At 71.5% G+C, this 22,669-nt stretch carries 22 protein-coding genes; 5 read left to right on the top strand and 17 right to left on the bottom strand.

All coding sequences use genetic code 11. The annotated features are described in order from the left end of the window. Positions 1–219 precede the first annotated feature (219 nt). Positions 220–1,620, top strand: a complete 1,401-nt coding sequence (locus D474_RS0109430; RefSeq protein ID WP_017613335.1) for a nucleobase:cation symporter-2 family protein — start codon at positions 220–222, stop codon at positions 1,618–1,620. A gap of 462 nt (positions 1,621–2,082) precedes the next feature. Here the strand turns inward: D474_RS0109430 and D474_RS0109425 are convergent, their stop codons facing one another. The 7 genes from D474_RS0109425 to D474_RS0109395 all read right to left on the bottom strand — a co-directional run bounded on the left by D474_RS0109425 (position 2,083) and on the right by D474_RS0109395 (position 8,485). Next, a complete protein-coding gene (locus tag D474_RS0109425; protein ID WP_017613334.1) occupies positions 2,083–2,970 on the bottom strand; it encodes a hypothetical protein in 888 nt (295 codons plus the stop codon). Between the two features lie 133 nt (positions 2,971–3,103). Then, on the bottom strand, positions 3,104–4,348 hold the full coding sequence (locus D474_RS0109420) for a cytochrome P450 family protein (protein ID WP_017613333.1): 1,245 nt from the start codon (positions 4,346–4,348) through the stop codon (positions 3,104–3,106). Further along, positions 4,348–5,556 (bottom strand): cytochrome P450, encoded by a 1,209-nt coding sequence (locus D474_RS0109415; protein WP_017613332.1) that lies wholly within the window; start codon positions 5,554–5,556, stop codon positions 4,348–4,350. The genes D474_RS0109420 and D474_RS0109415 overlap by 1 nt, the downstream gene beginning before the upstream one ends. Beyond that, positions 5,553–6,173 carry a GTP-binding protein gene (locus D474_RS0109410; RefSeq protein WP_017613331.1) on the bottom strand — a complete coding sequence of 207 codons (621 nt, stop codon included), beginning with the start codon at positions 6,171–6,173 and terminating at the stop codon, positions 5,553–5,555. Before D474_RS0109410 ends, D474_RS0109415 begins: the two co-directional genes overlap by 4 nt. After that, positions 6,154–6,513, bottom strand: a complete 360-nt coding sequence (locus D474_RS0109405) for a DUF742 domain-containing protein (protein WP_017613330.1) — start codon at positions 6,511–6,513, stop codon at positions 6,154–6,156. The genes D474_RS0109410 and D474_RS0109405 overlap by 20 nt, the downstream gene beginning before the upstream one ends. Beyond that, a complete protein-coding gene (locus D474_RS0109400) occupies positions 6,510–6,914 on the bottom strand; it encodes a roadblock/LC7 domain-containing protein (protein WP_017613329.1) in 405 nt (134 codons plus the stop codon). The genes D474_RS0109405 and D474_RS0109400 overlap by 4 nt, the downstream gene beginning before the upstream one ends. Further along, complete coding sequence (locus D474_RS0109395; RefSeq protein WP_017613328.1) at positions 6,914–8,485, bottom strand: sensor histidine kinase; 1,572 nt, start codon at positions 8,483–8,485, stop codon at positions 6,914–6,916. The genes D474_RS0109400 and D474_RS0109395 overlap by 1 nt, the downstream gene beginning before the upstream one ends. A gap of 697 nt (positions 8,486–9,182) precedes the next feature. Between D474_RS0109395 and D474_RS0109390 the strand changes: the two genes are divergently transcribed. Further along, positions 9,183–9,554, top strand: a complete 372-nt coding sequence (locus tag D474_RS0109390; protein ID WP_017613327.1) for an RNA polymerase-binding protein RbpA — start codon at positions 9,183–9,185, stop codon at positions 9,552–9,554. Positions 9,555–9,680: 126 nt separating this feature from the next. On the opposite strand, the gene D474_RS0109385 is transcribed toward D474_RS0109390, so the two are convergent. The 6 genes from D474_RS0109385 to D474_RS0109360 all read right to left on the bottom strand — a co-directional run bounded on the left by D474_RS0109385 (position 9,681) and on the right by D474_RS0109360 (position 14,675). After that, entirely contained in the window at positions 9,681–10,460 is a 780-nt protein-coding gene (locus D474_RS0109385; RefSeq protein WP_051050943.1) for an HAD-IIA family hydrolase, read from the bottom strand. A gap of 97 nt (positions 10,461–10,557) precedes the next feature. Continuing rightward, positions 10,558–11,262 (bottom strand): SCO1664 family protein, encoded by a 705-nt coding sequence (locus D474_RS0109380; RefSeq protein WP_083931776.1) that lies wholly within the window; start codon positions 11,260–11,262, stop codon positions 10,558–10,560. A gap of 97 nt (positions 11,263–11,359) precedes the next feature. Next, positions 11,360–11,941, bottom strand: a complete 582-nt coding sequence (locus D474_RS0109375) for a DUF3090 domain-containing protein (protein ID WP_017613324.1) — start codon at positions 11,939–11,941, stop codon at positions 11,360–11,362. 43 nt (positions 11,942–11,984) lie between these two features. Then, positions 11,985–12,842: a GNAT family N-acetyltransferase gene (locus tag D474_RS28120; protein ID WP_083931775.1), complete on the bottom strand. Its 858-nt coding sequence runs from the start codon at positions 12,840–12,842 to the stop codon at positions 11,985–11,987. Positions 12,843–12,991: 149 nt separating this feature from the next. Beyond that, positions 12,992–13,762, bottom strand: coding sequence for an MSMEG_4193 family putative phosphomutase (locus tag D474_RS0109365; protein WP_017613322.1), 771 nt, complete (start codon positions 13,760–13,762; stop codon positions 12,992–12,994). A 64-nt stretch (positions 13,763–13,826) separates the two neighbouring features. Beyond that, positions 13,827–14,675 carry an undecaprenyl-diphosphate phosphatase gene (locus D474_RS0109360; RefSeq protein WP_017613321.1) on the bottom strand — a complete coding sequence of 283 codons (849 nt, stop codon included), beginning with the start codon at positions 14,673–14,675 and terminating at the stop codon, positions 13,827–13,829. A 299-nt stretch (positions 14,676–14,974) separates the two neighbouring features. Between D474_RS0109360 and D474_RS0109355 the strand changes: the two genes are divergently transcribed. Beyond that, entirely contained in the window at positions 14,975–15,928 is a 954-nt protein-coding gene (locus tag D474_RS0109355; RefSeq protein WP_193373988.1) for an aldo/keto reductase, read from the top strand. 105 nt (positions 15,929–16,033) lie between these two features. Then, a complete protein-coding gene (locus tag D474_RS0109350; RefSeq protein ID WP_017613319.1) occupies positions 16,034–17,731 on the top strand; it encodes a helix-hairpin-helix domain-containing protein in 1,698 nt (565 codons plus the stop codon). Between the two features lie 86 nt (positions 17,732–17,817). On the opposite strand, the gene D474_RS0109345 is transcribed toward D474_RS0109350, so the two are convergent. From D474_RS0109345 to D474_RS0109330, 4 genes are all read right to left on the bottom strand, one after another. Next, positions 17,818–18,582, bottom strand: coding sequence for an SDR family NAD(P)-dependent oxidoreductase (locus D474_RS0109345; protein WP_017613318.1), 765 nt, complete (start codon positions 18,580–18,582; stop codon positions 17,818–17,820). A 127-nt stretch (positions 18,583–18,709) separates the two neighbouring features. Next, entirely contained in the window at positions 18,710–19,414 is a 705-nt protein-coding gene (fabG, locus tag D474_RS0109340) for a beta-ketoacyl-ACP reductase (protein ID WP_017613317.1), read from the bottom strand. 217 nt (positions 19,415–19,631) lie between these two features. Continuing rightward, positions 19,632–20,291 carry a response regulator gene (locus D474_RS0109335; RefSeq protein ID WP_017613316.1) on the bottom strand — a complete coding sequence of 220 codons (660 nt, stop codon included), beginning with the start codon at positions 20,289–20,291 and terminating at the stop codon, positions 19,632–19,634. Continuing rightward, entirely contained in the window at positions 20,266–21,564 is a 1,299-nt protein-coding gene (locus D474_RS0109330) for a sensor histidine kinase (protein WP_026118325.1), read from the bottom strand. The genes D474_RS0109335 and D474_RS0109330 overlap by 26 nt, the downstream gene beginning before the upstream one ends. A gap of 333 nt (positions 21,565–21,897) precedes the next feature. Here D474_RS0109330 and D474_RS0109325 point away from each other — a divergent pair, with 333 nt between their 5' ends. Beyond that, entirely contained in the window at positions 21,898–22,665 is a 768-nt protein-coding gene (locus tag D474_RS0109325) for an ABC transporter ATP-binding protein (RefSeq protein WP_017613314.1), read from the top strand. Positions 22,666–22,669 lie beyond the last annotated feature (4 nt).

Genomic DNA, 22,669 nt, shown 5'->3' with positions numbered 1-22,669 from the left:
ACACGGGTGTCGCACGCGGAACCGGGTCCCCTCCGGTGTCGGAGCCCACACCCCGCACCACGGACGTCATGGTCCGGCAACACGTGGGTGCGGCGCGTGTAACGCAACGGTAGTTGCCTGTGCGCGGCGCTCGACAGCACCATGTCGGTGACCGGCCCGCGAGGCGCGACGGGCAGGCTCGCCGATCCCCCACGGCACTGACGAACCGGAAGGTCCCAGATGAAGTTCCCCAAGGGCAGCAAGGGTCAGAGCCCCGCGCCGGACGGCCCGGCCGCGCGCCCCGAGGACACACGTCCCCCTGCGCGCTGGATGTTCACCTACGGTCTCCAACACATCCTGGCGATGTATGCGGGTGTGATCACGCCGCCCATCATCATCGCCGAGGCGGTCGGCCTGGACGGCACGGAGACCGCCATGCTCATCAGCGCCGCACTGCTGGTCAGCGGCCTGGGGACCCTGTTGCAGACCTTGGGTCTGTGGCGTTTCGGCGCCCAGCTGCCCCTGGTCATCGGCACCTCGTTCGTACCGGTGAGCGCGATGACGGGCATCGGGCAGAGCAGTGGACTGCCCGCGGTGTTCGGCGCCGCGATCGCAGCGGGTGTCTTCGGGCTGGTCGCCGTTCCGTTCGTGGCGTCGCTGATCCGCTTCTTCCCCCCGCTGGTCACCGGAACCGTCATCACCGTGATCGGCGTGACGCTGCTGCCGGTCGCGGTCGGCTGGATCCAGGACGACCCCGGGTCGGGCGCGCCCAGCACCCCCGCTCTGGCCATGGCCGGCGGCACACTGGCGACCATCCTGATCCTGAGCAAGGTCCTTCCGGGTGTGTGGAGCCGGATGGCGATCCTCATCGGCCTGGTCCTGGGAACCCTGGGGGCGGCCGCCTTCGGACAGGTCGACCCGTCCGAGGTGGGAGAGGGCCCGGTGTTCTCGGTGGGCCAGCCGCTGTACTTCGGTGCCCCCGAGTTCCAGCTCGCAGCGATCGTGACGATGTGCGTGGTCATGATCGTGATCCTGGCCGAGGGTGTGGCCGACATCCTGGCGGTGGGCCAGGTGGTGGGCACGAAGGTCGACGGACGCCGACTGGCCGACGGGTTGCGGGCGGACGCGGCCACCGCCGTGGTGGGTCCCTTCCTCAACTCCTTCCCCGGCAGCACCTTCAGCCAGAACGTCGGCCTCATCGCGCTCAACAGGGTGCGCAGCCGCCACGTGGTCGCCGTCGGCGGCGGGATCCTGGTGACGATGGGCCTGTTCCCTCACCTGGGACAGGTCGTGGCGATGGTCCCGTCCCCGGTGTTGGGCGGGGCCGGGCTGGTGCTCTTCGGTTCGGTGGCCGCGGCGGGGATCCGCACCCTGTCGGAGGTGGGCTTCGACGGCAACCACAACCTCATGATCGTGGCGGTCTCGATGGCCTTCGGTGTGCTGCCGATCGCCGCACCGGATTTCTTCACCGCCTTCCCGGAGTGGGCGGAGATGATCCTGCACTCGGGCATCGTCACGGCCGCGGTGAGCGCGCTGCTGCTCAACGCGTTCTTCAACCTGTGGGGGTCCTCCGCCGACCCGGCCGAGGACCCCGACCCGGGCGAGAAGAAGGCAGCGGACGGTGGCGGACGCCGGGATTGACCCCCACAGCACCGGACGGAGCTGGGGAAACACGATCGAGGATGCAGGGACCGTCCGGAACTCTTCCCAGCACCCGAACGGCCGTGGAGCCAGAAACCGACGCACCAGGGCCTGCTCGGCGAACGCCGGCCCACACCGTCACCCGCCACCGACCCTCGAACGACGCCTGACGGCGCAGTGGTCGATCGAAGCGACGGAAGAGTCCACCGAACAGACCTGGGGCCGTCACAGCGATTTCGAAGCCGGACGAAACTGTCGAAGCGAACACGGGAAAGGTCCGTTCGGCAGACTGGACGTGGAGCCCCGGGGAGAAGACGAGGCATCGAACCTTGCCGGACTGCCGGGGGCCTGTTCCACGTGCCCACCGCGGACTTCCCCGAGAACCCGCCCGCACCCCGGAGCACCGGCGGATGAGCAGGAGCGGACCCGTGGGGCCGCCGTCCGCGTTGACCACGTCCTCACTCAGTCGGGCACGGGAAGGGCGAGATCGACCATTGCCGAGCACTCGGCCAGGCACCCGCCCAAACGGAGTTCGCCGCCCGGATCGGCCCCGGGGAAGGTGAAGGCGGCGTGGGTCCCGCTGCCCGCGTCGAGTTCGTAGCGGCCCGCGGACACGGCGGCGGGTTCCTCGGCGTCCGACCCCTCGGGCACGTAGGCAGCGCCGTCCAGGTCGAGGCTGACGTCATCGACGGTGGTGAGGTCTGCGGTGACCACGAGGGTCCCGTCCTCGACGCTCCGGTAGGCGCTGAGGAAGGTGGCGTGTACACCCTCGGATTCGTCGGTGACCCCGTCGGCCGCTGACAGCCGGGGGCCGGGATCGGTGCCGTCCACGCGCAGGTCGGCGAGGCGTTCGTCGTTCTCGGTGAAGTGGTCGTGCACCGCGCAGACGGGTTGGGTCCCCGGCTCCCGGGTGCGGCAGACCTCGTTCCCGCCGGACGCGGTGTGCACATCGCTGTCCGGAAGCGGTGTTCCGGCGTCCTCCCAGGCCTGGGAGAAGCCGGCTTGGTGACGCAGGTAGGCGTGGGCGGTGGAGTCCTCTTCGGCCAGGTCCAGGCCCTCGCGCATCCGATCGGGGTCGGAGGCAGCGGCCAGCGCACTCACGTAGTCGTGCACGAGGGGCTCGGAAGCCGCCTGTTGTGTGGCTCCCCCGGGCGGCGGGTCCTCGCCCTCGCTGCCCCGGCGCCGGTCGGCGTCGGTGGCGTCGTCGCTCTCGGAATTCGGCGCGGTGCGTTCGCCGGTCTCCTCCCCGTTGGTTCCGGGCAGGACCTCGTCCGCGCCGGGAAGCTCGCACCCGGACGCCGCCAGCAGTGCCAGAGCTGCGGCTGCGGTGGACACTCGTGCGGAGAACATCGGCCTCTCCCGTGGGTCCCGAGGGTCCGGGACACACACGATAGGACGGCATGCGTCAAAGGAGAGCCTTGGTGCGCCAAGTCTTGTTTGTACACCGGTGGGACGCCCGGGCCGGCGCCCCACCGCACGGGGGTCAGGGCCGCAACAGCACCGGCAGCTCCTTGAGGCTGTTGACGACGATGGAGGGGTGGTTCTCCAGCTCGGCGTCGGGCACGGCCAGGCGCATGTCGGGGAAGCGCTCGAAGAGCGCCGGCAGGGCGATCTGCCCCTCCATGCGCGCCAGGTGGGAACCCGGGCACACGTGCGGCCCGAACCCGAAGGAGATGTGGCGCCCGCGGTCGCGGGTCAGGTCGAAGGTGTCGGGGTGCGGCTCGGTGCCGTGCTCGTCGCGGTCGCGGCTGATCGCACCGTAGGAGACCATCAGGGCCTGGCCCTTCTCGATGGTCACACCCCCGGCCTCGACGTCCTCGGCGGCGAAGCGGAAGACGAAGTTGGACGTGGGCGGGTCGAAGCGCAGCGTCTCCTCCACCACGGTGTCCCAGCCAACCTCGCCCTTCTTGACCAGGTCGAACTGTTCCGGGTGGGCCAGCAGCGCACGCACGGCGTTGGTTATGAGGTTGACGGTGGTCTCGTGGCCGGCGGCGACCACGACCTGCAGGGTCCCTCGGATCTCCAGGTCGGTGAGGGCGTCGCCGTTCTCGCCCGCGTTGATGAGGTCCGTGGTCAGGTCGTCGCCCGGGGCCGCACGCTTGGCCACGATCATGTCGTCGTAGTAGCGCTCCAGGGTCGCGTAGACCTCCATGAACTCCTGGGGCGAAGTCACGGAACTGAAGAACTTCACGTACATGTCGCGCAGGTAGGCGTGCTCGGAGCTGTCGACGCCGTAGAGCTCGCCGATGACGTTCATGGGGAGCTTGAACGCGAACTCCGATTTCAGATCCAGAACCTGGTCGGCGCGGTCCTCCAGAGCGTCGAGCAGCTCCCCGGTCAGCTGCTCGACGCGGGGGCGGATCCGCTCGGTACTGCGCGCGGAGAACGCCTTGGCGGTGAGTTCGCGCAGGCGCCGGTGCTCGGGTCCGTCGGTGCCGAGCAGGTTGGTGGGGGTCGGGGGGATCGTGCTGAGCAGGGGCCACCCCTCGGGGATGCGGCCCTGCTGCAGGTCGTCCCAGTGGGCGACGTCCTTGACCATGCGGCGGTCGGTGAGCAGGTCGCGGGCCAGAGCGTGGTGGGTGACGGCCCAGGCGGTCACCCCGTCGGGCAGTTCGACGCGGGTGATGGGGCCGGCCGCGTGGAGTTCCTCGCGCTCGGAACGCAGATCACGCACGTAGGGGTCGAGGGTGACGGTTCCACCGGAGCCGTGATCGACGGGACAGGGCATCAGTAGCCTCCTCGGGGGGTTACGGGGGTGAAGGTGACGGGGAGGGACGAGACCCCGCGCACCCAGGGAGAGGAGCGCCAGCGCAGGTCGTGGGGCGCGACGGCGAGTTCGGCGTCGGGCAGGCGGTCCAGCAGGATCTCCACGGCTGTGGCGGCGACCGTCTCTGCGATGTCCTGCGCAGGGAAGGGGCACCGGTGCGCACCGTGGGAGAACGACAGGTGCGCGTTGTTCCCCTCGGCCGTGACCCCCGCGCGCACGGACGGGTCCTGATTCGCGCCCGAGAGGCCCAGCAACACCATGTCGCCCCGGCCGATCCGGCGTCCGCCCAGTTCGGTGTCGTGCACCGCGAACCGTCCGGCATGGATCTGGGTGGGGGTGTCCTCCCACAGGACCTCGTTGAGCGCGGCCCGCACACTGCTGCGCGCGCCCGCGAAGGATGCGGAGAAGCGCTCGTCGGTGAGCATGAGCCGCAGGGCGTTGCCGATCCACTCGCCCGTGGGCTGGTTGCCGCCGCCCAGGACCACGATGAGTTCGGCGGTGAGTTCGTCGTCGGTGTAGCCGGCCGGGTGGGCGAGCAGCCGCGAGACCGCGTCGGGGCCGGGTGCGGCCCGGCGTTCGGCGACCAGGTGGGCCATGCGGGTCATGAGTTCGCGCTGGGCGGCCATGGCGTCCGGACCGCCGTCGATCATGGTGGTCATGATCTGGGCCAGTTCGTCGCCGCGGCGGTCCTCGAGCCCGTAGATCCACGCCAGGACCAGCGCTGGGATGCGGGCGCTGTAGGCCGTGCGCAGGTCCACACTGCCCGAACCGCAGAAAGTGTCGATGAGCCGGTCGGCCATGCGCACGGTGACGGCCCGCAGCTCGTGCGGGTCCACGGCCGAGAGCGCGTCGGTGATGGCGCGGGAGCGGCGCCGGTGCTCGTCGCCCTCGGAGTAGAGCACGGTGGGCAGCTGCATGACCATGGGCAGCAGGGGCCAGTCGGCGGGGACCCGCTCCCAGGCGTTCCAGCGGGCGGAGCTGCGCGCGAACACCGACGGGGTGTTGAGCACGTGGTGCAGTTCGCGGTATCCGATGACCAGCCACGCGGGCACGTCGGAGTCCATGAGCACCGGGACGACGGGGCCGTGCTCGGCGCGCATCTTCTCGAGGTGGCCCGCGGGGTCCGTGGTGTGTTCGGGACCGCGCAGGCGGACCGGGCAGACGTTCACGTCGCGCTCCTCTGCGTCGGGGCCGAGGCTGCGACCAGGGCCTGCACGTGTTGGACGAGGGTGATGAGGACCTGTTTGGCGGAGGCGCGCTCACGGGCGTCGCACCGGATGAGCGGCACTCCGGCGTCCAGGTCCAGGGCCGCGCGCACGTCCTCGAGGTCGTGCTCGACACCGAAGTCGTTGTGGGCGACCACGAAGGGGGTGCCCTGCTGTTCGAGGCGGTCGATGGCGTACCAGGAGTGTTCGATACGGCGGGTGTCGACCAGGACCACGGCGCCGAGCGAGCCGGTGAAGAGACGGTCCCACAGGAACCAGAACCGTTCCTGGCCGGGTGCGCCGAACAGGTACAGCACGGAGGTGGCATCCAGGGTGATGCGGCCGAAGTCGAAGGCGACGGTGGTGGAGCGCTTGTCCTCGACGCCGGCGAGGTCGTCGACGCCCCCGCCGGCGCGTGTCATGGTCTCCTCGGTGTCGAGCGGCCGGATCTCGCTGACCGAGCGCACCAGGGTGGTCTTTCCGACACCGAAACCGCCGACGACGGCTATCTTGAGCGCTCGGGAGGCGGTCGGGGGCAGGGCGACGCCGTTCGGTTCGGGTTCAGAGGTTGTGGAGTGCAACGAGCACCTTCTCCAGCACGTCCGGGGAAGCGAAGGGGTGGGACTGCGAGGGCGCGGGCGCGGGGTGGCGTGCGGTGACCTGCCCGGTGTCGATGAGGTCGGTGAGGAGGATCCGCACGACCGTGACGGGCAGCCGCAGGTGCGCGGCGACCTCGACGACGGCGGTGGGGGTCCGGCACAGGCGCAGGATCGCCGCGTGTTCGGACTGCATGCCCGGTGCGGGGGCGCTCTCGGCCACGACGAGGGTGACGGCGTCCAGGGCGTCGTCGGCTCCCCGGCTGCGCCCCCCGGTGATGACGTGGAGGCGGTCGGGGCTCTCGTCGCGGTGGGAGCGGGTCACGACGCCCCCGTGGCCTGGCGCGGCGGGGTGGTCAGGTACTCGCCCATCTGCTCGACGAGTTCGTTCATGTTGTGCCCGACCAGCCCGGGGTCTGCCTGCTCGGAGGTGAGCACGGCCAGGTGGGCGCCGGCACCGGCCTCGACGATGAAGAGGAGCCCGCCGTAGAACTCGGTCATGGCCTGGCGCACACCACCGCCGCCGTTGCCGAACTCGATCGATGCGCTCTGCGACAGGCTCTGGAGCCCGGCGGCGATGGCGGAGAGATGGTCGGCGCTGTCCCGGGTCAGCCCGGAGGTGTGGCAGAGCTTGAGGCCGTCCCGCGACAGGACCAGCCCGTGGCGGGTGCCGGGGGTGCGTTCCAGGAGTCCTTCGAGGAGCCAGGTGAGCTTGTCGAGGTCCATCATCCGTCCTTCGGTGTTCCGGTCGGTCCCTGCCCGCGTACGGCGGAGCGGAATGCTCCGAAGCCCTGGGACGAGGTCGCGGGGCCGGAGGTGGCCGGTCCGGGTTCGGGCCGTTGGGTGGCTGCGAGGGTCTGTCCTCGCCTGCGCATGGGCAGGCCGCTGGAGTGGCGCGGGGGTGTGTCGCGGTCCTCGGTGGCGGGGCGGTCGGCCGGTGCGGGCCCCGGTGCAGGAGATCCGGTGGGCGGTACCTGTGCGGCAGGGGCGGGCTCCGGCGGAACGGATGCCGTTCCCCGCGCGGGCGGTGTGCCCTGACCCGGGCTCGGGCTGCCGGCCCCCTGCACGGGCGGTGTGCCCTGACCCGGGACGGGGCCGGTACCCGGAGAGTTGCCTCGCGCGGGCGCAGCACCCGGGGCGCTCCCCCGCCCCGGCGACGGCGGCAGGCCGGACGCCGGGGCGCCCCCGGTCGTGGGACCGGTCGCGAGGGGTTTGACGAGTGTGCGGGGCAGCAGGACCACGACCGCGGTGCCCCCGCGCGAGGAGGGGCGGAAGGAGACCGACAGCTCGTAGCGGTGGGCGATGAGCCCGACCACGGACAGTCCGAGCCGGGTCCCGGAGATCTCCCCGATGTCCGCGCCCCGGGCCACGGTCTCCCGCGCCCGGCCGAGGGCCTCCTCCCCCATGACGAGGCCGCCGTCCTCGACCATGACGGCCAGCCCGGCCTGGACCTCCTCCACGTGCACGTGGACCTCGGAGGTGGGCGGGGAGAACTTCGCGGCGTTGTCGAGGACCTCCGCGAGCGCGTGGATGATTCCCTCGGCGGCGAACCCGGCGATGGCCTGGTCGGGTACGTGGTGCAGACGCACACGCTGGTAACCGCCGATGCGGCTCATGGCGCCGCGCGCGATGCTCTCCATCGGGATGGCACGGCTCCAGCGGCGACCGGAGCGTGCCCCGGTGAGCACGGCGATGCTGTCGGCAGTGCGGCCGGTGCGCGCGACGGTGTGGTCCAGGTGCATGAGGTCGCCGAGCACGTCGGCGCCGGCGGTGCCGTCCCCGTGGCTGTCCTGCATCCGTCGCAGGTCGGCCAGCATCGTGGTGGTCATGGCTTGGATGCGACCGGCTGCGGTGGCGCAGGCGCTGACGGTGGCCGCGCGGCGCCGTTCGGCCCGGGAGATCTCGGAGACGACGAGGTCGAGCACGGGCTGCCAGGCGGGATACTCGGAACGGGACAGGGTGTGCAGGACCCGTTCGGCGCTCTCACCCTCGCGCAGGCGGGTGATGACCCGGGGAAGGTCGCGTTCGGCGAGGGTGGCGGCCTGGTCGAAGACGGCGTCGACGCGGCCGTCGAGTTCGCGCACCTTGCGGGCGCGGCGGGCCAGGAGGGCGGCGCACACGGTCAGCAGGACGACGGTCGCGCCTCCGGCGGCCAGGACGGGCGCCGTCAGGTCCGCTGGGGCCTCCCAGAACACCCACGTCCAGAGCAGGAGTGCGGGCACGGGCAGCAGGAACCACAGGGGTTCGGTCGACCGGGACGAGGGCGCTCCTCGGTCTCGGGGGATTTTGTCGCTCATCTCCAGATCCGGCCACGTCGTCGCTGATGGGACCGCTCGGGGCGTCGGGGTCCCACGTGCACGAGGGAGCGAAAGGGTGCACCGAAATGCATCGGCGCCGCTTTCGCCGCACAGCGGCACAACCTACCACTGCGCCGCGCGGACGACGATAACGGAAATGCGGACCTTTCCGTTGCACCCGCCCCAGGAAAAAGCACACCATTGCGCACGGGTGAAAGCTTGTGATACTCGCACGGACGCACATGCTGCTGATCCGTTGACACCGTTACGCACCGGGATGCCTGTGACGGGAAGGGTTCACGTGCACCCACGAGAACTGCAGGCCAGAGACGTTCCCTCCCACGACTCCGGAACAACAATCGCGGAAAACACGAAGGCCGGCGGGCCGCACCCCGAATTCACGCACGCTCGACCGGGCCGTGACCATCGCCTCGCCCCCCGCATCCCCGGGGCGATGACAACGCACGAATGCGCAGGCCGTACGGTGGGGGACGCACAGACAGGGGCGCACACGGACGATCGGCCCGTGTCCCGCATCACACCCACGCAGCGACACCGAGGCGACGCACGCACCGGGAGGAGGCACGGCCCCCGGTGCATCATGCGCGGTTCGATCTCGGGTCCTCGGGGAATCTTGACGTGGACCGACGCGTTACAACCCCGCGAGAGAGCACGAGCGCCTGGAGGCACCCACACGATGGCCGAGCGAGCACTTCGCGGAACCCGGCTCGGAGCGACGAGCTACGAGAACGACCGCAACACCGACCTGGCTCCCCGGCAGGAAGTCACCTACGACTGCACCCGAGGACACAAGTTCTCGGTCACCTTCGCGACCGAGGCCGAGGTTCCGGTGGAATGGGAGTGCCGGTTCTGCGGCGACCGCGCCCGTAGGCGGGACGGTGAGGGCGAGGAGCCCAAGAACGCCAAGCCGGTGCGTACGCACTGGGACATGCTGCTGGAGCGCCGCAGCATGGAGGACCTCGAGGAGGTCCTGGCGGAGCGTCTGGAGGTTCTGCGCGCACGGCGCCGCGAAGAGGCGGCCAAGGTCGAAGAACTGGCCGACCAGTAGTAACACCACCCTCGCAGCAGCGACATCACGGGGCGGCGGACCACGNCCCCGGCCCGCCGCCCCGTCGTCGTGTCCGGTCCCGGCCGGCCCGCGAACGGCGGCGGGGCCGACCCATGTGGAGGGTGCTCAGACGTCGGGCTGGAGGCCGTCGGCCCCGAAGGGGTCGCGGGTCCTGCCGACCAGGGTGTTGACCGATTCGAGCACGAGGGTGGGCCGGTAGGGGAACTGCTCGGCGGTCTCGCGCCCGGAGATGCCCGAGAGCACCAGGACCGTCTGCAGGCCGGCCTCGAGCCCGCTGAGCACGTCGGTGTCCATGCGGTCGCCGACCATGACGGTGTTCTCCGAGTGCGCACCGATGCGGCGCAGCGCCGAACGCATCATGAGCGGATTGGGTTTGCCCACGAAGTAGGGGCGCCGCCCGGTGGCCTTCTCGATGAGCGCCGCGACCGCGCCGGTGGCCGGGAGCGGGCCCTCGGCGCTGGGGCCGGTCGCGTCGGGGTTGGTGGCGATGAAACGCGCACCGTTGCGCACGAGCCGGATCGCGCGGGTGATGGCCTCGAAGCTGTAGGTGCGGGTCTCGCCGAGCACGACGTAGTCGGGGTCGCGGTCGGTCATGACGTAGCCGACGTTGTGCAGGGCCGTGGTCAGACCGGACTCCCCCACGACGTAGGCCGAACCGCCGGGCCGCTGGGTCTGCAGGAACTGCGCGGTGGCCAACGCCGAGGTCCAGATGGACTCCTCTGGGATGTCCAACCCCGCGTTGAGCAGCCGTGCACGCAGGTCCCGCGGGGTGTAGATGGAGTTGTTGGTCAACACCATGAACGGGGTCTCGTTCTCACGCAGCTCCGCCAGGACCGCGTCGGCGCCGGGGACGAGGTGCTCCTCGCGCACGAGCACGCCGTCCATGTCGAAGAGGTAGTTCCACTCGCTGTCGTTGCTCACGGGACCATTGTGCAGGCACGGGGGGCCGCGGGAACACGTACCCCGCGGTAGTTGAGGCGTCTCACACCGGCGGCCAGGGCACCGAGGGCCAGTCGGGGGCCGGGTAGGGGTGGATGCCGTGCTGGATCAGCAGGTCGACCCGGTCGCGCACCGCGTGTGCCTCCGGGCCGGTCAGGTGGCTCTCCAGGGCGGCGGCGACCTCGCTGCCGGGGTCGGCGAGCAGGCCGCGCAGGCGCATGAGCGCGGTGAGCGCCTCCTCGGTCAGGGGCAGGCCCTGCCACTGCCACAGGACGGTGCGGAGCTTGTAGTCCTCGGCGAAGGAGACGCCGTGGTCACAGCCGTACAGGTGGCCGGCGGGGGTGGGCAGCAGGTGGCCGATCTTGCGGTCGGTGTTGTTGATGACGGTGTCCAGCACGGCCATGCGCCGGAGCCCGGTGTGGTCGGTGCTGCGGGAGAGTTCCACCAGGTCCGCGGTGGTGTCGCCGTGCACCCACAGCTGCACCATGCCCTCGCCGAAAGGGCCGTCACGGTGCACGGTGGGCGGGACGACCGCCCAGCCCAGAGCCTCGGAGACGGCGAAGGCGGAGGTCTCGCGGCCGGCCAGGGTGCCGTCGGGGAAGTCCCACAGGGGCCGCTCCCCCGCCACGGGTTTGTACACACACGCGGCCGAGCGGGTGCCGTCGGAGACGGTGCAGTACAGGGTGGCGTTGGAGGCCTCGGTCAGGCGCCCCTCGACGGTGAGTGCGCCCTCGTGGAGCAGGCGCATCCCCTCTGGAGGCGTGAGGCCGCCGAAGGCGTCGCGGGACCCGCCCGCCACCGGTTCGGACGGCGGGTTCCCGGACTGCTCGCGCTCGGCGGCCACGTCAGACCAGGCTGTCGGGCCGGTACCCGTTCTGGCGTACGCACACGTGCCCGGCAGGGTCCAGCGGGCGGCCGCACAGCGGGCAGTCGGGACGACCGGCGGAGACGACCTTGAGCGCGCGGCCGGCGAAAGCGCGCGCCTCACCGGGGGTGAGGTAGACGCGCAGGACGTCGCGGTGGGCGGGGCCCTCCTCGGTGAAGACCTCCAGCTCCTCCTCGTCCTCCTCCGTCAGTTCCTCCCCGGCGCTCTCGTCGATCTCCTGGGCCTCGATGATGACGCGCGCCGCCTCGGCGTCCCAGGCCAGAGCGAGGGTCCCCACCCGGAAGTCCTCGTCGATGGGCTGTTCGAGGGGCCCGTCGTCCTCTGGCGGTTCGGCGTCCTCGGTTTGGGCGCCGAAGCGGCGGTTCACCTCTTCCAGCAGTTCCTCGACTCGGGTGGCCAGGGCCTCGACCTGGGCTTTCTCGAGAACGACGCTGGTGATGCGCCCCTCGCCCACGGCTTGCAGGAAGAAGGTGCGTTCCCCGGGCTGGCCGACGGTCCCGGCGACGAACCGTTCCGGCGGGTTGAACTGAAAGACGGGCATGCCACGAGCCTAAGGGATCACGGTGACACGGGACGATTCCCGGTCAGGTGATCACGCGTTGGACCTCCCACATGCGCTCCACCGTGCGGAACCCGAAGAGGTCGTTGACCGCGAGCATCGGTGCGTTGTCGGGGTCCACCCACGTGCGGAGCCACCTCGACCCCGGGGCCTGCCGGGACAGCTCCTCGAGGTTGCGCCGTTTGAGCGCCACGCCCAGCCTGTGCCCCCGATGGGACCGCATCACCAGGGTGTCGTCCTGGTAGACCTCCCCCGCGCCCCCGTCCGGGACCATCATCAGGCTGTACCCGGCCCACTCCCCCGACGCGGCCCGCGCGACGGAGACGATGGTGGTGTCTCCCTGCTCGACCCGGCGCAGGTCCTCATCACGGACCCGGTCGGCATCCCACACCTGCGGTTCGGTGTCGAGCTCTCCGGTGGGGACATCGCGCTCCATGGCGGTCCGCATGCGCGCGTAGGGCTCCAGCAGGTCCTCCGGGCACGGCCCGGTCCAGGTGAGGATCCGGTGGCCGCCGGTCGCCTCGGGCAGGGCCGCCTGCCGTTCCTCCGGGAAGGGCAGGTCCAGGACCTGGTAGTCCTCCTCGTGTACGACGTCGAAGCCGTGGGACCGGGCGAACAGGGCGCCCGGCCAGGAGTCCGGGGACTGCCCTCCGGGCAGGCAGACCTCGCCGGCCGCGGTGGTACGCCCTTCCTCCGCCATGGTCTTCGCGGCCTGTCCGAGCAGCCGTGCGCCCAGGCCCCGGCGCCGGTGCCCGGGAACCACCGACACGTCCAGCTCGGCCAGGTGCCGGTTCTCCAGGTCCGGGAGGTCGACGAGGAGGGTCCCCACGGTCCGACCGTCCTCCGAACCCGAACCCAGGAGGAAAACATGAAAAACATTCATGCACACCGCCACAAAACAACAGAAATCACCGCTGTTGTACTGATGCGAGACCCTGAGAACCGTCGGAAACGAGGCATGCGAAAAGCCGGAGAAGACCGTCGGACCGACGGAGAAAACCCGCTCCGTGCGGCGGCGGGCCGGGTCGGGGGTCACGCCTGTTCGGTGCGCCCCGAGACCCCCGCTCCCCCTCCGACGGCGGCTTCGCCCTTGGCCTCGTAGGCGGTGGGCAGCCCGGCGGCCAGGGACTCGCCGGTGTCGTTGAGCCCGTTGAGGAAGGGGCGGGAGCGGGTGTAGGTGACGGAGGTGACCGAACAGGGGTCCACGCGCACACGCTGGAACAGGTCGAGGTGCATACCCAGGGCGTCGGCGACGATCGCCTTGATGATGTCCCCGTGGCTGCACACGACATAGACGGGCGGCACCGGCGGGGTGTCGTCGTCGCTGGGCGGCGCCTGGGCGGCGACGTGCCCGTTCCAGTCGCGCACCGCCTCGACGGCCCGGGCCGAGGCGGCGGCCAGGGCCTCGCCGCCCGGGAAACGCGCGGCGCTGGGGTGGTCCTGTACGACCCGCCAGAGCGGTTCGTCGGACAGGTCGGTGAGGGAACGCCCGGTCCAGCTGCCGTAGTCGCACTCGATGAAGCGCTCGTCGGTGGTGACCGGCAACCCGAGGCGTTCGGCCACGGCCTCGGCCGTCTCCTGACAGCGCTCGAGAGGGCTCGAGACCAGAGTGGCAGCGGTCAGGCCCTCCAGGCGCCGGGCCAGGTCGGCGGCCTGTCCGCGCCCGGTGTCGTTGAGGTGGACACCGGGCGCGCGCCCTGCCAGCTTCGGCCCGGTGGCGTCGGTCATACCGTGCCGGACCAGGAGGAGGGTGACCGCCTCGGGCGCGGGCGGGGAGCCGTGGGGTGCTGCCGGTGTCGCCATGCCCCCACCCTAGGACGTCCCCTCCCGCGTGCCCACGGGACGGATCCCGGTGTCGGGCGCCGTGTCAGGTCGATCCTCCCACGCCCGCGCCGCCCTCCGGGGCGAGCACCCCGTACTGGACCAGGACGAGGATGAGCACGCCCAGGGCGATGCGGTAGAGGACGAAGGGCATGAAGCTGTGCGTCCGGATGAAGCGCATGAGCCAGGCGATGACGACGTAGCCCACCACGAGGGCGACGAGGGTCCCAACGACGGTGGCACCCCAACCGGCGTACTCGTTGCCGCCGATGTCGAGCATCTTGTAGAAGCCGGAGGCGAAGACCGCCGGCATGGCGAGCAGGAACGCGAATTCCGCGGCGGCCGGACGGGTGAAGCCGAGCAGGCGGCCACCGGTGATGGTCGCACCCGAGCGTGAGACACCGGGGACCAGCGCGAGGGTCTGCGCGAGACCGAAGCCCAGCCCGCGGCCCAGAGTGAGGTCCTGCAGCTCCCGGTCGCGGCGGGCCATGCGGTCGACCACGCCGAGCACGATGCCGAAGACGATGAGGGTCAGCGCGATCAGGCGCAGGTCCCGGAAGGCGCCCTCGATGTGGTCCTCCAGGGTGAGGCCGAGGATGCCGATGGGGATGGTGGCCAGGATGATGTACCAGCCCATACGGGCGTTCATGTCGCTGCGCAGGCCGCGGTCGACGAGGGATCGGCACCAGGTGGAGATGATCGCCCACACCCGCTTGCGGAAGTAGATGACGACCGCGAGTTCGGTGCCGATCTGGCTGACGGCGGTGAAGGCCGCACCGGGGTCGGGCCAGTTGAAGAAGGCCGCGAAGACCCGCAGGTGGGCGCTGGAGGAGACCGGGAGGAACTCGGTGAGTCCCTGGATGAGGCCGAGGACGACCGCCTCGAGGATGGACACGGAGCTGTCGGACTTTCGTGAGGGTCCGGTGCGCGCGGTACCGGAGCACGGCCAGGGGCTCTCGGCTCGACCGGGCGCGGGAACGGTGTGACGTCCGCGGGTCGGCGCCGACCCCCACTGTAGTCACCGAAAACAATTATATAACTGCAAAGAGTCGCTACATGGGGGCGGCACAGGCACAGGAACCCACATCCGAGGGGATTCCCGACCGCCCGGGGGCGGCGAGCCGAGTGCCCCAAAACTAGAGCAGCAAGGTGTACCCGAGGCCGCTGCAAGTTGAACACGGTACTCTCCGCCGCATGGAACAGCGACAGGTGGGCAGATCAGGCCTCTGGGTCTCACGGACTGCTCTGGGCACGATGACCTGGGGCAACGACACCTCCGAGGAAGAGGCCGGGCAGCAGCTCACAGCGTTCCTCGAGGCGGGCGGCACGTTCGTGGACACCGCGGACATCTACACCGGCGGGCAGAGCGAACGCATCCTGGGCCGCTTGCTGCGCGGGACCGTGCGGCGCGAGGAGGTGGTCGTGGGCACCAAGAGCGGCCACACCCCCGGCGCGCACCGCCCGGTGGACACCTCCCGCCGCCACCTGTTGGCCTCCCTGGACGCCTCCCTGCGACGCCTGCAGACCGACTACGTGGACCTGTGGCAACTGCACGCCTTCGACCCCGCGACCCCGCCGGAGGAATCCCTGGCAGCGATGGAGGCGGCGGTGGCCGCGGGCAAGGCCCGGTACGTGGGGGCCGGCAGCGTGGAGCCCTGGCAGTTCGCGACCCTGGCGACCTGGCAGCGGGCCTGCCCGGGCCGGGTGCCGATGGTGAGCGCGGGTTCGGAGTACTCCCTGCTCAACCGCGAGGCCGACCACGCGCTGCTGCCCGCGGCCGGCGCCTCGGACGCCCACGTGATCGCGTGGTCGCCGCTGGGGCGCGGGGTACTCAGCGCCAAGTACCGCGGCGGCGTGCCCCAGGACTCCCGGGCGGCCTTCCCCCACATGGCCGGGTACGTGGAGCCCTACTTGGACGAGCGCGGCCGCCGGGTCGTGGAGTCGGTCTGCACTGCCGCCGAGGGGCTGGGTGTGCCCCCGCTGGCGGTGGCGCTGAGCTGGGCGCGCGACCAGGAGGGCGTGGCCGCCGCTGTGGTGGGGCCGCGCACCCTGCCGCAACTGGAGGAGATCCTGGACGTGGAGGCGGTCGAGCTGCCGCCCAAGATCCGCGAGGCACTGGACGACGCCACCTCGGTACCGGGGCGCTGAGGTCCGCGGTGCACCGGCCTCGGCACCGGTGGGGCCGGGGGTGGCCGTCCTCAGGGAGCGGTAGGCTCACCGGAGTCCGCCCACTTTCCGTGACGAGGGGAACCGGTGTCCGAGGCTGTCGAACAGGTCAGTGCCGTCCTTGACCGCATGGGTGCCCCGCCCGCTCTGGCTCCGCGCCTGGTCTCCGTGCTCGGCCCCCACGCGGCGCTCGACCTGGACACCGATCCCTGGCTGCTGCTGCGCCTGCCCCAGGTGAGTGTGGAACAGGCCGACTACTGCGCCCGCCGCCACCTGGGGGAACAGGCACGCCCCGACGACCCTCGTCGCCTGGCCGCGCTCACCTCGCACGTGCTGCGCCGCGCGGCCGCGCGCGGGCACACGGCGGTGGAGGACAAGCGCCTGGCCACGATGGTGGGGCAGCTCGGTGCACCCGACCCCCCTGCGGCGGTGTCGGCGGCCGAGGAGCGTGAGGAGGCCGTGCTCTTCGAGAGCACCGACGACACCGACGACGACTTCGACCCGGCCGAGGACGGGGTCCCGGACCTGCCCGACCCCGACCGCCACTACGCGCTTCCCGACGTGGGCCATGCGGAGCAGCGCCTGGGCGAGCAGCTGTTGCGCCTCATCGGGGGCAACGACCCGATCATGGACTCGGCCACCGCCGGGGAGACCGTGGACACCGCGGCCGAGAAGTTCGGGTTCGAGGTCACCCGGGCGACCCGGGACGCCCTGGTGACGGTGGCGCTGCGACCGCTGGTGGTACTTCGCCAGGGCCCGTCGTCGCTTCCGGAGCTGGCCCGGGCAGTGCTGTGCCTGCATCTGATCGCCGAGGACAGCCAGGTGGGCCTGTCCGTGGCGGCGCCCACCGCGCAGGCCGCGGCCGCTCTGCAGGACGCCGTGGCCGAACTGGTGCCCGACCCTCCGGTGCGGGTGGAGTCGTTGACCGCACTGACCGGGCGCGCACCCCTGGAGACCGGCCTGGTCGTGCTCACCGAGGCGATGTCGGCGGGGGTCTCCACCGCCGCGCAGCTGGCCTCCGCGTGCCCGGACGGGGCCCACCTGGTGTTGGCTGCCGACCCGCACCAGGCCCCGTCGGCCTCCCCCGGGCGGGTGGTGATCGACGTGGCCACGTCCCGGACCGCACACGTGGCCCAGCTCGGCGAGGGCCCCGCCGGCCCGGTGCGGGAACTGGCTGCGGGTGTGGCCGCGGGCGAGGTCCCCGACGTGGCTGCACCCGGCCGTGAGGTGGTGCGTGTGGCCGCGTCGTCGGCGGAGGAGGCCGCGCACCGGGCCGTGCAGCTCATCACCGACTCGATCCCGCGCGCGCTGGAGATCGCCCCCGAGCATGCCCAGGTCGTCACCGCACGCGAGGACGGGCCCGCGGGCGCCCACGAGCTCAACGCCGCATTCAAGGAACGCATCAACCCGGGCCGGGGCTTCGACGCCGGCGACCGGGTCATGACCGCCTCCGGCGACCAGGGCCACCTGCGCGAGGTCAACGCGGACGGCGCCGTGGTCGAGCTGGCCGGCGGTGCGCGGACCACGGTGTCGGATCCGGGATCGCTGCGCCACGCGTGGGCCGTCCCTGTGGCCGCGGCACACGGGGGGCTGTGGCCCGCGGTCGTGGTGGTCCTGCCGCCGGACACGCCGGTCTCGCGCCCACAGGTCTACACCGCGCTGACCAGGGCGACGCGGCACGTGTCGTTGGTGGACGCCACCGGGGGCACCCTGGAGTCGGGGGTACGGGACAACGCCGCCCTGGAGCGCACCACACGCCTGGTGTCGGTCCTGCGCGAGGGCTGAACACCCGGTCGCATCTTCCACGGTCGCACGTGTGCCCCGGCCGCGCGGCCGGGGCACACGTGCCTGCCGGGCCGGGCCCGCCCGGGTCAGGCGATGCGGTCGAGGAAGGCTCCGTCGACGGTGAGGTTCTGCCCGGTGATGAACTCGGCCGCGGGGCTGCCCAGGAACGCGGCCGCGCGTGCGACCTCCTCGGGTCGGCCCAGGCGCCCGTACGGGATGCGGCCGCGGATGGTCTCGTAGAAGTCCGGGTCGCTCTCCCTGCGCCGTTCCCAACCGCCACCGGGGAATTCGACCGGCCCGGGCGAGACGGTGTTGACGCGTACGCCGTCCGGCGCCCAGGTACGGGCCAGGGACGCGGCGTGGTGGTTGAGTGCGGCCTTGACCGCTCCGTAGGAACGCGGCCCGGCGGGCCGGGTGGTGTGCAGGGCCGAGGTGGTGGAGATGAGCACCACGGCGCCCTGCTCGGAGGCCTTGAGGTGGGGCTCGGCCGCCTCGGTCAGGCGCACGAAGGGCATGAGGTCGGCGTCGAAACCGCGCTGCCACTGGTCGGGGGTGGGCGCGCTGCCGCCGGAGACGTTGGACACGAGCACGTCCAGCCCGCCCAGGGCGCGGGCGGAGTCCTCGACGAAGTTGGGCAGGGCGTCGTGCTCGGTCACATCGAGGGCACGGGTGAAGGCACGCACCCCGAACCCTTCGGTGATCTGCTCGGCCTCGGCCTCCAGGGCCCGTTCCCCTCGCGCGCACAACGCCACGTCGGCGCCCTCCTGCGCGTAGAGCCGGGCAATGGCCCGCCCGATGCCTCGGCTGGCCCCGGTGACCAGTACCTTCGCCCCTGACAGTCCCAGATCCATGGTTCCCGCTCTCTCGGTGGTGGTTGTTCCCAGGGATACCGGACGCGCCGGGGACGGAACGGTTCCGGCCCCGGCGCGCCTCGCGGGTCCTCTGCGGGCCCGCCGCAGCGGGGCCCGTGCGCTGTCTCTAGTGGCCCATGCCGAGACCGCCGTCGACGGGGATGACCGCGCCGGTGATGTAGGAGCCGCCGGGGCCGGCGAGGAACCCGACGGTGCGCGCGATGTCCTCGGGGGCGCCGAAGCGGCCGAGCGGCACGTTCTTCTTGATCTCGTTCTGCCGGTCCTCGGGCAGTTCGTCGGTCATGTCGGTGGTGATGAAGCCGGGGGCGACGACGTTGACGGTGATGTCGCGCGAGCCGAGCTCACGGGACAGCGAGCGGGCGAAGCCGACCAGGCCGGCCTTGGACGCGGCGTAGTTGGCCTGGCCGCCGGAACCGAGCAGGCCCACGACCGAGGAGATGAGCACGATGCGGCCGGAACGCTTGCGCATCATGCCGCGCACAGCACGCTTGGCGACGCGGAAGGAGCCGGTGAGGTTGGTGTCCAGGACCGAGGAGAAGTCGTCCTCGCTCATCAGGGCGAGGAGCTGGTCCTTGTTCATCCCGGCGTTGGCCACGAGCACCTCGACGGGGCCCTGGTGCTCCTCCACCTCCTTGAAGGCGGCGTCGACCTGGGCGGTGTCGGTGATGTCGCACCGCACGCCGAACAGGCCCTCGGGCGGTTCGCCGGAGCGGTGGGTGATGGCGACCTTGTCGCCCGCTTCAGCGAGTTCGCGGGCGATGGCCAGGCCGATCCCGCGGTTGCCGCCGGTGACCAGTACCGAGCGAGACATAGTTGGGCACCTCATTCTGTCGCGGCCCGGTCGGGGCGGGGCGACGTGGGTTCGGGGGTCCGGATCGCCAAGCAGCGTACCGAGCTACTCGCCGGTAAACCCAACCGGGGCCCGGTGGGCCGGGGGCCCGACGCCCCTGCGGACACGGACATCCGGCCACGTCAGGGGTACCGCGTGAGGCACACCACTCTCGCGTGCGGGCGCAACCGTGTGCGGGTCAGGCCCACCCGGCGTCGTGCGCGAGGATGGCCGCCTGGACCCGGTTGGACATGCCCAGTTTGGACAGGATCCGGCTCACGTGCGCCTTCACGGTGGCCTCGCGCATGCCCAGCGCCCGGCCGGCCTCGGCGTTGGAACTGCCCTCGGCGACGGAGACCAGCACCGCACGTTCGCGTTCACTGAGCACCGACAGCCGCTCCTGCGCCTCCACCCGTCCCGCGGCCGAGTCCGCGGGGGCCGGCGCGGCGAAGCGTTCGAGCATCCGCCGGGTGACGCTGGGCGAGAGCATGGCATTGCCCTCATGGACGGTTCGCACCGCCTCGACCAGGTCTCGGGGCGGGGTGTCCTTGAGCAGGAACCCGACCGCACCGGCACGGAGGGCGGCGTGCACGTACTCGTCGAGGTCGAAGGTGGTCAGCAGCACCACCCGCGGAGGGTTCGGCAGGGCAGCCAGATCGCCCGCGGCGGTGAGGCCGTCGGCGCCGGGCATGCGGATGTCGAGCAGGATCACGTCCGGTTCGAGCTCGCGGGCCAGGGAGACGGCCTCGTCGCCGTCACCCCCCTCCCCCACGACCTCGACATCGGGGGCCGAGTCCAGGATCATCCGCAGCCCGGACCTGACCAGGAGTTCGTCATCGACCAGGAGCGTGCGGATCACCGTCTGCGTCCCCTTCCTCGGTGTCGGGCCGGTCGGTGGGAACGATAGCGCGCATCCGCCATCCTCCGTCGGGGCAGGGCCCCGCCGAGAGGGAGCCCCCGGCCAGGGTGAGGCGTTCGCCCAGCCCGGCCAGGCCGTAACCGCTTCCGGGTGGCGGATCGGCAGGTGCGGGCGCGGGGGTGTTGGCGACCTCGGCCTCGATCCGGTCATTTCCGCGGTGCAGGTGCACGGTGACCCGCGCGCCGGTGGCGTGCTTTGCGACGTTGGTCAGCCCTTCCTGGACGACCCGGTAGGCGGTGCGCTGCGCGGCCTGCGGCACCGGCGTGTGCGTGTCGCCGGTGTCCTCCCGACGCAGGTCCATGCCTGCGTCGCGCCACTCCTCGAACAGGCGGTCGAGGTCGGACAGCACGGGCTGGGGTGCGGTGGGCGCGGTGTCGGTCTCCCCGTCACGCAGGACCCCCAGGATCCCGCGCAGTTCGGCCAGCGCCTCGCGTCCGGTCGTGCGGATCAGGCCTGCGGTCTCCACGGAGTGCGGGTCCTGGGTGGATACCTCCAGTCCCCCGGCGTGCAGGACCATGAGGCTGACGCGGTGGGCGACCACGTCGTGCATCTCACGGGCGATGCGTGTGCGTTCGCCGGTGATCGCCTGCTCGGCCATGAGGTGCTGCTCGCGTTCGAGGCGGGCGGCGCGTTCCTGAAGGCGGTACACGAGCTGGCGACGGGTGCCCACCCACAGTCCCAGAAGGGTGGGAACTACCAGGAACATCACCCACAAGAACGCGACCGTGCCAGGCGGGTAGCCCCAGTGGGAAACCAGCAGCACCGCCGTGTGCAGCCCGAACCACACGGCCAGGGCCCTGCGGTTCGCGAAGTGGCCCGCGTAGCTGTACAGGGCAAGCCCCGCCGGGAAGGGGTTCCCGGTCAGCAGCAGGAACAACCCTGTAGCTGCCAGGAGCAGGTGAGGGTGGCTGCGGCGGACGAGCATCAGGCCCATCACCAAGACCCCGGGCAGGGCGTAGAGCGCCATCCCGGCCATGAGCTGCGTGGACGTCAGGTCCTCGCGCGTCCCGCCGATATCCGGTTCCTGCAGGTGCCCTCCCACCAAGCCCAGCATCGGCGCAAAGGCGACCAGCACCTGGAAGAGGAGCACGAAGGGCAGCGGCAGGAGCGCGAAGAGCCAGTCGGCCATTCGCGCCCGGTGCCTCCAGCACCAGTGCCACACGCGTCGGACCAGCGCGGCCGGCCGGCCCCTCCCCCGTCTCCTGAATGTCATGGTGGGGAGTCTACGAGCGTGTGCGCAGGGGCGATCCGGGCCCCGAAAGCACCCCCTCCTTTCGGACGACCCGGCATCCGTGCAGGTCGGAGAGGGTTTATCCCGCCTCGGGCCCGCCCCGGACCCGCCGACCACCGACTTTCGTCGGGGGTGGTCACCCACTCAGGGGACATGAACCCCTGCCCCGGCTCGGTCTTTCGCCGCCTCCAGGATCGCTCCCGCGGTGGATGTGGCGCAGTGCCCGGTCTTCCTAGCGTGGAACGTACCGCCGCAGGCACGCCCCCGACGGGACGGCCCCGGCGGGCCAGACCACCACCAGACCAGGAGACACCCGTGTCCGAATCCACCGTCCACCCGCAGGCCCGAACGCAGTCACCACCGGTCGTCGTCGCGCGGGGGCTCGTCAAGACCTTCGAGACCGGAGGCAGCCAGGTGCACGCCCTGGCCGGGGTGGACGTGGACTTCCACCGCGGCGCCTTCACCGCGATCATGGGCCCCTCCGGGTCGGGCAAGTCCACGCTCATGCACTGCCTGGCCGGGCTCGATGCCCCCACGTCCGGCACCGTGCACCTGGGCAGGACCCCGATCACCGGTCTGCGCGACCGGGACCTGACCCTCCTGCGGCGCGACCGCATCGGTTTCATCTTCCAGTCCTTCAACCTGCTGCCGATGCTCACAGCCGAGCAGAACATCCTGCTGCCCTCGCAGATCGCCCGCCGCAGCGTGGACCGGGAGCGCTTCGAGCACATCGTGGAGGTCGTGGGGCTGCGCGACCGCCTCGACCACCTGCCGGCCAAGCTCTCCGGCGGCCAGCAGCAGCGGGTGGCCGTGGCCCGGGCCCTGCTCAACGCCCCCGAAGTGGTCTACGCGGACGAGCCCACGGGCAACCTCGACTCCCGTTCGGGGGCGGAGGTCCTGCGGTTCCTTCGCGACTCCGCCCGCGACCTGCAGCAGACCGTCGTCATGGTCACCCACGACCCGGTGGCGGCCTCCTACGCCGACCGGGTGGTGTTCCTGCGCGACGGTTCGGTCGTCGACGAGGTCACCGAGCCGACCGCGGAGCTGGTCTCGTCCCGTCTGCTGAAGCTGGAAGAGGCCTGAACCG

Origin of the sequence: Nocardiopsis salina YIM 90010 (assembly GCF_000341025.1) — a bacterium.
Classification (GTDB): Bacteria; Actinomycetota; Actinomycetes; order Streptosporangiales; family Streptosporangiaceae; genus Nocardiopsis; species Nocardiopsis salina.
This window is presented reverse-complemented; position numbering and strand designations above follow the sequence as displayed.